10 protein-coding genes are annotated in these 13,750 nt (G+C 74.2%); 8 read left to right on the top strand and 2 right to left on the bottom strand.

Annotated features, from left to right (window positions below; translation table 11 throughout):
- Window positions 1-320: 320 nt before the first annotated feature.
- The 5 genes from LOK46_RS11390 to LOK46_RS11410 all read left to right on the top strand — a co-directional run bounded on the left by LOK46_RS11390 (window position 321) and on the right by LOK46_RS11410 (window position 7,966).
- Window positions 321-1,082, top strand: a complete 762-nt coding sequence (locus LOK46_RS11390) for a response regulator (RefSeq protein WP_273563872.1) — start codon at window positions 321-323, stop codon at window positions 1,080-1,082.
- 2 nt (window positions 1,083-1,084) lie between these two features.
- Window positions 1,085-2,146: a cytochrome-c peroxidase gene (locus LOK46_RS11395; protein ID WP_273563873.1), complete on the top strand. Its 1,062-nt coding sequence runs from the start codon at window positions 1,085-1,087 to the stop codon at window positions 2,144-2,146.
- Complete coding sequence (locus LOK46_RS11400; protein ID WP_273563874.1) at window positions 2,143-4,605, top strand: two-component system VirA-like sensor kinase; 2,463 nt, start codon at window positions 2,143-2,145, stop codon at window positions 4,603-4,605. Before LOK46_RS11395 ends, LOK46_RS11400 begins: the two co-directional genes overlap by 4 nt.
- A 123-nt stretch (window positions 4,606-4,728) precedes the next feature.
- Window positions 4,729-4,941, top strand: a complete 213-nt coding sequence (locus LOK46_RS11405) for a hypothetical protein (protein WP_273563875.1) — start codon at window positions 4,729-4,731, stop codon at window positions 4,939-4,941.
- Window positions 4,925-7,966 carry a PAS domain-containing protein gene (locus LOK46_RS11410; protein WP_273563876.1) on the top strand — a complete coding sequence of 1,014 codons (3,042 nt, stop codon included), beginning with the start codon at window positions 4,925-4,927 and terminating at the stop codon, window positions 7,964-7,966. The genes LOK46_RS11405 and LOK46_RS11410 overlap by 17 nt, the downstream gene beginning before the upstream one ends.
- A 42-nt stretch (window positions 7,967-8,008) precedes the next feature.
- On the opposite strand, the gene LOK46_RS11415 is transcribed toward LOK46_RS11410, so the two are convergent.
- Window positions 8,009-8,755, bottom strand: coding sequence for an SDR family oxidoreductase (locus tag LOK46_RS11415; protein ID WP_273563877.1), 747 nt, complete (start codon window positions 8,753-8,755; stop codon window positions 8,009-8,011).
- Window positions 8,756-8,851: 96 nt separating this feature from the next.
- On the opposite strand from LOK46_RS11415, the gene LOK46_RS11420 reads away from it, so the two are divergent.
- The 3 genes from LOK46_RS11420 (at window position 8,852) to LOK46_RS11430 (ending at window position 11,332) form a co-directional block, all read left to right on the top strand.
- Window positions 8,852-9,754: an AraC family transcriptional regulator gene (locus LOK46_RS11420; protein ID WP_273563878.1), complete on the top strand. Its 903-nt coding sequence runs from the start codon at window positions 8,852-8,854 to the stop codon at window positions 9,752-9,754.
- A gap of 181 nt (window positions 9,755-9,935) precedes the next feature.
- Window positions 9,936-10,154 carry a hypothetical protein gene (locus tag LOK46_RS11425; RefSeq protein ID WP_273563879.1) on the top strand — a complete coding sequence of 73 codons (219 nt, stop codon included), beginning with the start codon at window positions 9,936-9,938 and terminating at the stop codon, window positions 10,152-10,154.
- Window positions 10,154-11,332, top strand: a complete 1,179-nt coding sequence (locus tag LOK46_RS11430; protein WP_273563880.1) for a DUF1624 domain-containing protein — start codon at window positions 10,154-10,156, stop codon at window positions 11,330-11,332. The genes LOK46_RS11425 and LOK46_RS11430 overlap by 1 nt, the downstream gene beginning before the upstream one ends.
- Window positions 11,333-11,393: 61 nt before the next feature.
- Here the strand turns inward: LOK46_RS11430 and ybaL are convergent, their stop codons facing one another.
- Window positions 11,394-13,268 (bottom strand): YbaL family putative K(+) efflux transporter, encoded by a 1,875-nt coding sequence (ybaL, locus tag LOK46_RS11435; protein WP_273563881.1) that lies wholly within the window; start codon window positions 13,266-13,268, stop codon window positions 11,394-11,396.
- Window positions 13,269-13,750 lie beyond the last annotated feature (482 nt).

Consider the following 13,750-nt stretch of genomic DNA (forward strand, 5'->3'; position numbering starts at 1 on the left):
GTCCGACCAGGATGTTTCCCGTTACAACGGTAACCTAGACGAATTCCGTTTGTCCGATACGGTACGAGCGGGCGCGAATGCTCGCGCTGTGCTGCTGCGCACAATATGAAGGGCGCGATCTTTTAGGGGGCGTGATATCAACTCAGCCGTGTAAGGCCCGATGACCGGACGCGCCCAGATAGGCCGCCGGGGCGGACCGGTGACGGACGCGAAGGTCTTCCGGTCGGCGATAACCGCCCGACCGGACGCGCCTCCCGCCCCCCGAGCCGGCGCGTCGAGATCGTGCCGTCGCGGCGGGCCGCCGCGAACCGGAGGTGGCCATGATCGAATCCAGTCTGGACCGGAGTCAGGGTCGAGGCGCGCGCGCCGGCACGACCCGCATCCTCCTCGTCGAGGACGACGCCGGCATGCAGCGCATCGTCTCGGACCACTTCGCCGACCACGACGTCGCCGTGACCCCGGCGATCAATCGGGCGGAGGCGGAGAAACGGCTCGCGGAGGCCGAATTCGACCTCGTCGTGCTGGACCTGCGGCTCGGCTCGGAGAACGGGCTCGACCTGCTGCGCGACCTGCGGGCCCGGAGCGATCTGCCGGTGATCATCACCACCGGCCATCGCCGGGACGAGATCGACCGGGTGATCGGCCTCGAACTCGGCGCAGACGATTACCTCGTGAAGCCCTACGGCCTGCGCGAGCTGCTCGCGCGTGTGCGGGTCATCCTGCGGCGGGCCGAGGCGGCGCCCGCGCCGGCGCGGGTCCAGGAGTCCCATCGCAGCCGCTTCGCCGGCTGGGTGCTCGACCGGCGCCGCCGGCGCCTCACCAACCCCGACGGCGCGGATGTCGCGCTCAGCAAGGGCGAGTACGCCCTGCTGGTGGCCTTCCTCGACGCGCCCCAGCGCCCGCTGAGCCGCGAGCAGCTGCTGCAGGCCACGCGCGTCCACGAGGACGTGTTCGACCGCAGCATCGACGTCCAGATCCTGCGGCTGCGCCGCAAGCTGGAGGCGGACCCGAGCGCGCCGCGCCTGATCGTCACCGAGCGCGGCGTCGGCTACGTCCTCACCACGACCGTCGAGAAGCTCTAGCCGTGGCCCGGTCCCGTCCCGGCCGAGGCCGCGTCGTGGTCGCCGCGCTCGTCGGCAGCGTCCTGGCGATCCTCGCGGCGGCCGCCCACGAGACGCCGCACGAGACGCCGCACGCGAGGCCGCACGAGAGGCCGGTCGACGCCGCGCTCTCGGCCGAGGCCACTGATGCCCTGGGTGTGATCACGCCGGTGCCGAGTACCCTGGGGGCGGACCCGGACCGGGCCGCCATCGGCCGCCTGCTCTTCACCGACACGCGGCTGTCGCGCGGGGGCGACCGGGCCTGCATCACCTGCCACGACATCCGCGCCAGCGGCGCGAGCGCGGTGCCCCGGAACCTGACCGCCGACGGCACGCCGGTTCCGCGCAACACGCCGACGGCCTTCAACGCGGCGCTCAGCTTCCGGCTGGGCTGGGCCGGCGACATCCCGAGCCTGCGCGAGCAGGCCGAGCTCGCCCTGACGCGGCCCGAGTTCCTGGGCGGCTCCTGGCCGCGGATCCTGCAGACGGTCCGCGGCGACCCGGTGCTCGCCCCGATGTTCCAGGCGGCCTACGGGCGCGCGGCCGACCGGGAGACGGTGATCGACGCGATCAACAGCTTCGAGCGCACGCTCCTCACCCCGGACAGCCGCTTCGACCGCTGGCTGCGCGGCGACGCCCGCGCCATCACCGACCCGGAGCGGGCGGGCTACGACCTGTTCCGCCGGATCGGCTGCGCGTCCTGCCACCAGGGGGTCAATGTCGGCGGCAATCTGTTCGAGAAGGTCGGGATCTTCGTCACGATCCCCAACAAGATCGCCGAGGTGCTGCGGGTGCCCAGCCTGCGCAACGTCGCGGTCACCGCGCCCTACTTCGACGACGGCGGGATCGCCACGCTCCCCGAGGCGGTGCGGCTCATGGCGCGGGCGCAGCTCGGCCGGGAGCTCACCCCGGCGCAGGTCGACGGGATCGTCGCCTTCCTCGGGACCCTGACCGGCACCTACGAGGGCCGGCCCCTGTCCGCGCCGCCGGCGCCCGGCGCGGGGTTGCAGGACGGGGCGCGCCAGGACGGCAAGCCGCAGCTATGAGACTGACCCTGCAGGCCGTCACGCTCGGCGCGCTGCTCGCGGCGCTGCTGACGTGGCTCCTGATCAACGGCAACGGCGGGATGGAGGCCGCCTACGTGGCGACCCAGCGGACCGTCGACGCCCTGGCGCTGGCCGAGTCGCGCATGCAGCACGACGTGCTGAGGGCCCGGACCGGCCTGCTGCGCAACTACGACTCCATCGTCGCGCACCTGCGCGAGATGCGGGAGGCCGTGGCCGACCTGCAGGCGAGCAATGCCGGCGATGCCGACGTCCGGGCGCTGGCCGAGGCGGTGGAGCGGGAGGCCGAGATGGTCGAACGGTTCAAGACCGGCAACGCCCTGGTGCAGAACTCGATCGCCTACTTCGACTCGCTCAGCGACCGGCTATCCGAGTCCGACATCGCCCCCGGCCTCGCGCGCGCGGTGGCCGCGCTCCAGATCCGGGTCTCGGAACTCGTGCGCGACTCGACGCCGGCGCGCCTCGCCGACATCCGGGGCCGCCTCGACACGCTCCACACCGCCGACGGGGCGGCCGCCCGGGTCGCCGACGTCGACGCCATCGTCCTGCACGGGCGCCAGCTCCTGGAGCTTCTGCCGCACGTCGACGCGGTCACGCGCTCGCTGCCGGCCTCGTCGAGCGAGGCGGCCCGCGAGGCGCTCCTCGACGCCCGCCGCGACCTCCGCGACCGGCGCCAGGCCCGGGCGGACGGGTTCCGCCTCGCGCTCTACGCCGTCGCCCTGGCGCTCCTCGCCCTCGTGGTCCGCGTGGGCCTGCTGATGCGCGCCGGGACCCGGATCCTGCGCCGGACCGTGGCCTTCCAGACCGTCGTGGCGCGGGCGGCCAACCGGTTCCTGGCGAGCCAGCCCGACGAGACCGCCACGCGCATCGTGGACGTCCTCGCCATCGTGGGCGAGGGTCTCGATACGGATCACGGCTACGTCCTCATGCTCGACGGCACCGGCGCGGTGCACCTCTGGAACCGGCCGGGGCTCGCGCCGCCGAGCGGCTGGCCGGCGGCGCAGCAGGCCCTCGTCCACGACGTCGCGGCCGCCGCCAGCGACCTCCTCTTCGTCGAGGTGGCGGACGAGACAGGGCCGCCGGCGCTGCGCCGGTCCCTGGCCGAGCGCGGCGTCGTCTCGTGGGCCTGCGCGCGGCTGCGCCGGGGCGAGCGCATCGTCGGCCTGCTGTGCTTCGAGCGCACCACCTCCGGCCTGCCGCCGTGGCTGCGGCACTCGCGCGGCCTGCTGCAGGTCGTCGCCGACAGCTTCGCGGCCGCCCTGGAGCGGCAGCACGTCTGGGCCGAGCGCCGGGAGATCGAGGCGGCCCTGCGCCGCGCGCAGCGGCTCGAGGCGATCGGCACCTTCGCGAGCGGCGTCGCCCACAACATCAACAACGTCCTCAACGTCATGCTGGGCCACGCCGAGATCGCCGGGGACGCCCTGCCGGCCCATCCCGGGCGGGCGGCCGAGCATCTCGGGCTGCTGGTCCAGGCCGGCGGCCGCGCGCGCGAGATCGCCGGCCAGATCCTCGATTTCGGCCGCCGCGGGCGGTCCGCGCAGTGCACCAGCGCGGCGGACGCGGTGGTGCACGAGACCGTGGCGCAGATCCGCGCCTCCACGGCCGGACCGGCCAGGATCGCGCTCACGGGCACCGCGGAGGGCACCCGCGTCGGCGGCGAGCCGGCGCAGCTGCAGCAGGTGGTCCACAACCTGATCCGCAACGCCGTCCAGGCCTCCGAGCCGGGCGCGGCCGTCGACGTGCGGCTCGACCGCGTCGCGCTGCCGCGTCCCGGCACCCTGACCCACGGCACCCTGCGGCCCGGCGACTACGTCCGGATCCGCGTGTCCGACACCGGCCGCGGCATGGACGAGGCCACGCTGGCGCGGATCTTCGAGCCGTTCTTCACCACCCGCCCGGCCGGGACCGGCCTGGGGCTCGCCACGGCCTACGAGTTCGTTCAGGAGCACGACGGCGCCTTCGACGTGCGCAGCGCGCCGGGCCGGGGCAGCGCCTTCGCGGTGTGGCTGCCGGTGATCCCGCAGGTCGAGGGCGGCGCGTCGGCCGGCGGGACCGTGATGCTGGTCGGGCGCACGCCCAGGTCGGTCCAGGACGACGAGGAGACGCTGGCGGCGCTGGGCTACGAGCCGGTCGGCTACGCGGACCCCGAGGCGGCCCTGACCGTCCTGCGGCGGGAGCCGGGACGGTTCGATCTGCTGATCGTCGAGAACCGCCTCGCCGATCTCTCGGGCCTCGCCTTCGCGCACCGGGCCGCACGGATCTCCGGGCGGCCGATCGTGCTCTCGCTGTCGGCGACTGACGCGGTGCAGCCGGAGCTTCTCGCGGCGGTTCCCGTCGCCGACATCGTCCGGCGGCCGTGGCGCTCGAACGCCCTGGCGCTGACCCTGCGGCGCCAGCTCGCCTCCGCCCGCACGGTGCGCGATCCGGCCGCCGTCTCCTGAGGGGACCGGACGACGCGCGGCGGGGTGTGCCGATCCTCCGGCGGTATCAGGATCCCGCGAGGCGGGTAGCGCGATCGCGAAGCTGGCTTTGACAAGCTCGGCGTCTCGTGGGACCGCTCTGGCATGCCGGGCGACCAGATGCGCGATGCCGCCCCGACGATCGAACGGACCGGGTCGACCTTCGCGCTGACCCCCGCGCTCGATGATCCGCCGGCGCGCGCCGCACCGCGGCCGGCCGCCCGACGGATCGGGCGAGACCGGCATCCGACCCCGTCGCCCGAGGAATCCCCGATGCCCTTCGAAGCCGCGTCAGGACGCCATGCACGGCAGATCTGACGCCCCGATCCGCGACCCGGCCTTCCTCGCGGACGGCGGCGCGATGGGCGTGCTCCTGCGCGCGCACGACTGGGACCGCACGCCCCTCGGCGCCCTGTTCGCCTGGCCCGAATCCCTGACCACCCTCGTGGGGATCATGTTCGGCGCGAACCGGCCGATGTTCATCGTCTGGGGCCCGGAGCGGCGGCTCCTGTACAACGATCTCTACGCGCAGATCCTCGGCGACCGGCATCCGGCGGCCCTCGGCCGGGACTATCTCGAGGTCTGGCACGGGGTCGGGGCCGGTCTCGCGCCCCTGGTGGAGCGGGCCTATTCCGGCCGCGCGGTCCACACGGCCGATGGCGAGCACGTCCTCCACGGGGCCGACGGTGCCGACGCGGCGCGCGTCTCCCTCTCCCTGGTGCCGGTCCGGGACACGGCGGGGGACGTCGCCGGTCTCTACGGGGCCTGCACGGCGCTCGCCGGCCCCGGGCCCGCCGCGCGCCGTCCGCGCGAGACGGAGGCGTCGCGCCGGGACAACGAGGAGCGGCAATCCTTCCTGCTGGATCTCAGCGACACGCTCCGCCCGCTGACCGCGTCGACGGAGATCGTCGAGGTGGCCTCGCGGCGCCTCGGCGAGCGCGTCGGGGCGAGCCGCGTCTTCTACGCCGAGATCTGCGGCAGCCTGATGAAGGTCGAGCGCGAGTACGTCCGGGGCGTCGGCTCGATCGTGGGGGAGCATTCCCTGGCGGCGTTCGGCCCGGATCTCCTGGCCGCCTACCGCGACGGGACCGTGGTCGCGGTCGAGGACGTGGCCGCCGATCTCCGGTTCAGCGACGCGGCGCGCGCCGGCCTCGGGTCCCGCGAGGTCGCGGCCTTCGTCGACGTCGTGCTGTTCCGCGGCGCGGAGTGGGTCAGCCTGCTGGCGGTGCAGAGCGCGGTCCCGCGCGCCTGGACCACCGCCGAGGGAAACCTGATCCGCGACGTCGGCGAGCGCGTGAAGGCGGCGATCGAGCGCGCCCGCGCCGAGGCGGCCCTGCGCAGGAGCGAGGAGCACCTGGCGGCGATCTTCGCCGGCGCCTCGGTCGGCCTGTCCGAGGTGGATGCCGCGGGGCGCTTCCTGCGGGTCAACACCGAGTTCTGCCGCATCCTCGGGCGCTCGGAGGACGCGCTGCTGCGGCTCGGCGTCGCCGACGTGACCGATCCCGCGGACCGGTCGCCGAGCGCGGCCGCGCTGGCGCGGGCCCTCGAGACCGACCGCAGCATCGCCCTCGACAAGCGGTATCTCCGCCCGGACGGCGGCGCGATCTGGGCCAGCAGCAGCATCCGGCGCCTCGACGACGCGGACGGCAGGCTCAAGAGCCTGCTGATCGTCACGGCCGATCTCAGCCGGCGCAAGGAGGCCGAGCAGCGCCTGGCCGAGAGCGAGCGCCGCCTCCAGCACCTGAACGAGACCCTGGAGCTGCAGGTCTCCGAGCGCACCGCGGAGCGCAATCTCTTCGCCACGATCGTCGAGAGAACCGACATCATGGTGATGGCCGCGGATCTCGACTACAACATCCTGGCGATCAACAAGGCGAATGCCGACGAGTTCGCGCGCATCTACGGCGTGAGGCCGAAGGTGGGCGACAACATGCTCGACCTGCTGGCCGACCAGCCCGAGCACCAGGCGCAGGTGCGGGCGGGATGGGGGCGCGGGCTCGCCGGCGAGGAGATCACCCTGGTCGAGGCGTTCGGCGACGCCGGGCGGGCGCGGCCCTGCTACGAGATCAGCTTCCGCACCCTGCGCGACGCGCGGGGCGCGCGCACGGGCTGCTACCAGTTCGTCATGGACGTCACCGAGCGGCTGCGCGGCCAGGCCGACCTGGCCCAGGCGCAGGAGGCGCTGCGCCAGTCCCAGAAGCTGGAGGCGGTCGGCCAGCTCACCGGCGGCGTCGCGCACGACTTCAACAACCTGCTGACCATCATCCGCTCGTCCGTCGACTTCCTGCGCCGGCCCGATCTGCCGGAGGTCCGCAAGCGCCGCTACCTCGACGCGGTCTCCGAGACCGTGGAGCGGGCCGCGAAGCTCACGGGCCAGCTGCTGGCCTTCGCCCGCCGTCAGGCCCTCAAGCCCGAGGTGTTCGACGTCGGCCAGAGGGTGCGGGCGATCGCCGACATGCTCGACACGCTGACCGGCGCGCGGGTGCAGGTCGTGACCGAGGTGCCGGAGACGACCTGCCCGGTCCGCGCGGACGTGAGCCAGTTCGAGACCGCGCTCGTCAACATGGCGGTCAACGCCCGCGACGCCATGGACGGGGAAGGCACGCTGACCCTCCGCGTGACCTGCGGCGCGGCCCTGCCGGCCATCCGCGGCCATGCCGGCTCCCGGAAGCCCTTCGCGGCGGTGTCGCTGATCGACACCGGCACGGGCATCCCGCCCGAGCAGATCGGGCGGATCTTCGAGCCGTTCTTCACCACCAAGGAGGTGGGCAAGGGGACCGGCCTCGGCCTGTCCCAGGTGTTCGGCTTCGCCAAGCAGTCGGGCGGCGACGTCGACGTGCGCAGCACCCTCGGTGCCGGCACCGCCTTCACCCTCTACCTGCCGGAGGTGCCGTCCGAGGAGCGCCCGGCCGGTGACCGCCTGCCGGATGCGGACCTCGCGCCGCTCGGGAGCGGGCAGCGCGTCCTGGTCGTGGAGGACAATGTCGGCGTCGGGCAGTTCGCGACGCAGATCCTGGAGGATCTGGGCTACCGGCCGACCTGGGCGGCCAACGCCGAGGAGGCGCTGGAGGAACTCGGCCGGGCGGGGAACCGGTTCGACCTGGTCTTCTCGGACGTGGTGATGCCCGGAATGGGCGGCGTCGCGCTCGCGCAGGAGCTCCGGAGGCGCGCGCCGCAGGTGCCCGTGGTGCTGACGTCGGGCTACAGCCACGTGCTCGCGCAGTCGGACGCCCACGACTTCACGCTGCTGCACAAGCCGTACTCGGCCGAGCAGCTCGGCCGCATCCTGCATCAGGCCCTGGGCCTGCGCCGGAAGGCCGGCGCGCTCGCCGATCCGTCCTGAGCGCGGGCCCCGCGCCCGCCGAAGCCCGCCCTCAGCCCGGCCTCAGCCCGCCCTTGCCCACGCCACAGCGTCGGCACCGGCCGGCAGGCGCATGGGGCATGACGGGTCCGTCGCCGCGCGCCACACCGCCTCCGCCACGTCCGAGGGCCGGGTCAGGTCCGCGTCCGCGTGCTGGAAGCCGGCGAAGACCTGCGCGGCCACCGCCGCGTAGGCCTCGGGGATGTCCATGCCCATGCGGGCGCGCGCGTTGGCGCCGAACGCGGTCTCCGGGGCGCGGCCGGGGATGACCAGCCGCGCGCGCACGCCGAACGGTTCGAGCTCCAGCGCCAGCGACTCGGTGAAGGCGTTCACCGCCGCCTTGCTCGCCGTGTAGACCGACAGCAGGTGCAGCGGGCGCTGCGTCACGCTCGACGTCACGTTGACGACGACGCCCGCGCGGCGCTCCCGGAATTGCGGCAGCACGGCCCGGGTCATCGCGATGGTCCCGAGGGTGTTGGTCTCGAACACCTCGCGCGCGGCCTCCATCGGGACGCCCTCCAGCGCGTTCAGGAGCCCGACGCCCGCGTTGTTGACCAGGACGTCGACCGGTCCGGCCGCCGCGACCGCGCGGGCGACGCTGTCGCGGTCGGTCACGTCCAGCGGCAGGATGCTCAGACGATCGGAGGGCGGCAGCAGGTCGCTCCGCGGCCGGCGCATCGTCGCTGCCACGCGCCAGCCCCGTTCGAGGAAGGTGCGGGCCGTCTCCAGGCCGAAGCCGGACGAGCAGCCGGTGATCAGGATCGTGTTCATGGGAACTCCCGTGCAGAAGGGGCAACGGGGTGATAGGGAGCGCAGGCCGGACCTGATACGTGCGCAAGTCCGGTTCGCGTTGGCGAGCGTCCGAGAATGCCCGATCCGCTCACCCAGGTGGTCGGCCTGCTCCGGCCGAGCGCCCCGCTGTCCAAGCTCGTCACCGGGTCCGGTCCCTGGGCGGTGCGGCGCTCGTATTCCGGGCGGCCGTTCTACGCGGCCGTCCTCGAGGGCGGGTGCCGTCTCGCGATCGACGGCGAGGCCGGGATCGTGCTCCGCGAGGGCGACTTCGTCCTCATTCCCGCGGCCCACGCGTTCACCACCTCCAGCCTCCATCCGCCGCCGCGGGGTGCCGCGCTGCCTCCCGTCGCGGTGGGCCCCGGCGTGTTCCGGCTCGGCGACGCCGAGGGGCCGCCGAATGTCCGGATGCTCGTGGGCCACTGCGCCTTCGCGTCGAGCGACGCGGACCTGCTCGTGTCGCTGCTGCCCCGGTACGTGCATGTCCGCGGCGCGGCCCGACTGACCACCCTGCTCGGCCTCGTGAACGAGGAGACGCGCGCCGACCGGCCCGGCCGCGACGTGGTCCTGGCCCGCCTGCTGGAGGTCGTGCTGATCGAGGCGCTGCGCGCCACCGCCGGGCCGGCGGCGCCCTCCGGATTGCTGCGCGGCCTCGCCGACGACCGGCTCGCCGCCGCGCTGCGGGGGATGCACGATCGACCGACGGAGAGCTGGACGGTGGCCGCGCTCGCGCGGGAGGCGGGCCTCTCCCGGTCCACGTTCTTCGAGCGGTTCCGCCGCGCGGTCGGGGTCGCGCCGATGGAGTACCTGCTGGCGTGGCGGATGGCGCTGGCGAAGGATCTGCTGAGCCGCGGGGCGGTCGGGATGGCCGAGGTGGCGGAGCGGGTGGGCTACAGTTCGGCGAGCACGTTCAGCGTCGCCTTCGCCCGGCACGTCGGTCGGCCGCCGATCCGGTACGCCCGCGAGCGGCAGGCGCGGTGATCCGGGCCGGCTGACCGTGTCCCGGACGTGCCACGGACGTGCCACGGACGTGCCGCGGGCGCGGCGCGGCGGCCCCATTCCGGTCCGACACCGGCGTCGGCGGGGCCGACCGACCCTTCGCCCCGAGGCCGGGTTCGGCTACGAGACCGGGATCGCGCGCGACCGCCGCACCCGCCGCGGCGTGACCGACGCGCCTCGCCCCCTCGCGCAGGAGAATGTCCTGATCACCGACCCGCAGGCCCTCCACTCGCAGGCCCTCCACTCCCAGGCCGGCGCCCGTGCGAGCCGCCGCCAGGACCGCGCCGGTCGAACGCCGCCGGCAATCCGCGCGATCGCCGGCGTCCGGGTCGGCACCGGCGCGCCCCTGCGGGGCACCCGCAGCACGACGGCGCGCTCCTGATGGTCTCACGTTCCCGGGCGCCCGCCGCCGCGACCGGCGGTCCGGCGGCATCCCGGCGCGTCGGCTCCATCGACGCCCTGCGCGGGCTGGTGATGCTGCTGATGCTCGTCGACCACGTGCGGGAGTTCTTCTACCTGCACGCGCAGGTCCGCGACCCGATGGACCTCGCCGCGACGCCGCCCGACCTGTTCCTGACGCGGGCGGCCTCGCACCTCTGCGCGCCGGTCTTCGTCCTGCTCACCGGCCTCTCGGCCCACCTCTACGGGCAGAAGCACGGCAGGCGGGGGGCCGCCGCCTTCCTGCTCAAGCGCGGGCTGCTCCTGATCCTGCTGGAGGTGACGCTCGTCAACGTCGCCTGGGCCGGCAGCGTCCGGCCGCCGATCCTGTACCTGCAGGTGATCTGGGTGATCGGTCTCTGCATGGTGGCGCTGGCCGGGCTGCTCTGGCTGCCGCAGGCCGCCCTCGTGGCCGGGGCCCTGGCGCTCATGCTCGGCCACAACCTGCTCGACGGGGTAGCGATCCGGGCGGACGAGCCGGGCTACGTGCTCTGGTCGATCCTGCACCAGCGCGGGGTGATCGCGCTGCCCTGGGGCGGCCTGGCGCGGACCTCGTACCCGCTCCTGCCCTGGATCGGCGTGATCGCGGCGGGCTACGCCCTCGGGCCGCTCTTCGCCGGCGGGGTCGACGCCGCGCGCCGGCGCGCGGGCCTCCTCGGGCTCGGTGCGGTTGCCCTGGTCGGTTTCCTCACCCTGCGCGCGCTCAACGGCTACGGCGAGCCGGTGCCGTGGCAGACGGGGGCCACGCCGCTCGCCACCGCGCTGTCCTTCGTCAACCTGACCAAGTACCCGCCCTCGGCCGATTTCCTGTTGCTGACGCTCGGGCTCGGCCTCGGCCTGCTGGCGCTGTTCGAGACGCTGCCGCGGCGGCTCCTCGGCGGCCTGCGCGTCTTCGGCGGCGCGCCGCTGTTCTTCTACCTGCTGCACCTCGCGCTGCTGCGCGTCCTCCACGACGGTGCCGCGGGGCTGGGCCTCGCCGGAGCGTCGGGACGGGTGGAGGCCGGCTCGCCCCTCGCGCTCTGGCTCATCGCGGCCGCCCTGACCGTTCCCCTCTGGCTGGCGTGCCGCGCCATGGTGCGCCTGAAGCGGGCCTCGACCTGGCCGGCCCTGAGCTACCTCTGACGGCGGCTCCCCGCGTCCCGGCCGGGGACGGCCACGACCGGGACGCCCGCGTGCTCCCGCGTCAGGACAGGTCCGCCCCGTCGCGGTCGTGCTGGTGGCGCAGCTCGGGAGTCCCCCTCACCGGCCCCGCCGTCCGCTCCGCGTCGCTCCGGGTCTCGGCGCGGGCCGTGTCGATGAAGACGCGGGCCTCGCCCTCCCGCACGCCGAGACTGCGCAGCGCGTAGAAGGACATGCCGAGGGCCAGCTCCCGCTCGCCCATCAGCACGAGGCCGACGCCGTCCTCCTCGAGATGGCGTCGCTCCGCCTCGCTGTGCGTGCGGACCACGGTGTCGATCCCCGGATTGGCCGCGCGCGCGGCCTCGACGAGCCGGCGGGCCTGGTGCGCGTCGGGCGTGGCGACGACGAGCAGGCGCGCCGTGCCGATGCCGGCCGCTTCGAGGATGCCGGGCGCCGTCGCGTCGCCGAACACGGCCTGCGTGCCCGCCGCGCGCAGGGCCAGCACGCGGCGGCGGTCGCGCTCCACCACCACGTAGGGCAGCTCCCAGGTCTCCAGCGTCGCGCCGATGCTGCTGCCGACGCGCCCGAAGCCGATGATCACGACGTGGTCCCGTCGCGGCGGCTCCCCGCCCGAGACGGCGACGTCGACCACGCCCTTGCGCTCGAAGCGGGCGGCGAGATCGGGCCGGTCGGCGAAGACCTGCTCGATCCGGGCCGCCAGGGCGAAGAAGAGCGGGTTCAGCGTGATCGACAGCAGGGCTCCGCCCAGGATCAGGTTGCGCCCTTCCTCCGGCAGGAGCTTCAGCGACAGCCCGAGCGACACCAGGATGAAGGAGAACTCGCCGATCTGGGCGAGGCTCGCGGCGATCGTCAGGGCCGTGCCCAGCGGGTGCCGGAAGGCCAGCACGATGGCGACGGCCGCCAGGGACTTGCCGACCATGATCACGCCGAGCACCGCCAGGACCGAGAGCGGCGCGCGCAGGAGGATGCCCGGATCGAACAGCATGCCGACGGAGACGAAGAACAGGACCGCGAAGGCGTCCTGCAGCGGCAGCGAGTCGGCGGCCGCCTGATGGCTGAGATCGGACTCGGCGAGCACCATCCCGGCGAAGAACGCCCCGAGCGCGAAGGAGACCCCGAACAGCTCCGCCGAGCCGAAGGCGATGCCCAGGGCTAGGGCCAGGACCGCGAGGGTGAACAGCTCCCGCGACCCGGTGCGCGCCGCCTGATCGAGCAGCCAGGGCACGAAGCGCCGTCCGCCGACCAGCATCAGCCCCGCGAAGACCGCGACCTTGGCGAGCGTCAGCGCGACGGTGAGCGCGAGGCTCTGCGCGTGCTCGGGCCCGACGAGCTGGGCGACGAGGTCCGTGAGGGCGTGGGCCGTGCCGTGCCCGAGGCCCCCGGCCTCGCCGCCGAGCGAGGGCGCGAGGGCGGGCAGGACCACGAGGGTCAGCACCATCGCCAGATCCTCGACGATCAGCCAGCCGACCGCGATGCGGCCGTTGTCGGTGTCGAGGAGGCCGCGCTCCTCCAGCGCGCGGAGCAGGACGACCGTGCTCGCGACGGAGAGGGCGAGGCCGAAGACCAGGCCCTGGCCGAGGGTCCAGCCCCAGGCGAAGGCCAGGCCGATGCCCATGGCGGTCGCCGCCGTGATCTGCACCACCGCGCCGGGCAGGGCGATGGAGCGCACGGCCATCAGGTCCTTGAAGGAGAAGTGCAGCCCGACCCCGAACATCAGCAGGATGACGCCGATCTCGGCGAGCTGACCCGTGAGGTTGCTGTCGCCCACGAAGCCCGGCGTGTAGGGGCCGACGAGGACGCCCGCGACCAGGTAACCGACCAGCGGCGGCAGCCTGAGGCGCTGCGCGACCATCCCGCAGATGAAGGCGAGGGTCAGCCCGAGGGCGATGACGGCGATCAGTTCGGTCGCGTGCGGCACAGGGTCTTCACCTCCGAGGGCTGATGCGGGTCGGGCGGAGCGACCCTTTCCGAATGGCGGTCGCGTTTCAACGCTCTTCCGGCCGAACGTCGGCGCGAACCGTCGTCGGCGATCCCCGCGTCCCCTTCGCGCGTTGCGAGGCCACCGCCCGTCGAGCCTCGACGGTCGTTCGGCGTACTGTCCCGCGACACGGCGGCGGGCGTCGCCCGCGTCCGCGCGTCCCGATCGCCCATCGTGCAGACATCCGGCGCGCGGTCGAGGGCCGAGGCGGGTCGGGGCGGGACGATCGGCCGGGACCTGGAACCCGCGGCCTCGCCGCTGCCGGAACCGGGCGCCTCGTCAGGGCCCGCGCCGGGGGAGCGGTGCCGCCCGCTCGAGGTGTGGTAGTCTGACCGGGATGCGCGACTCCGTCACGCGGCCCCGGAAGCGGGCGCGCGTCCGGACGCAGCAGGGTCGGGTATTGCTCTACCTGTCCGTGAGGA

This window comes from Methylobacterium sp. NMS14P (assembly GCF_028583545.1).
GTDB lineage: Bacteria > Pseudomonadota > Alphaproteobacteria > Rhizobiales > Beijerinckiaceae > Methylobacterium.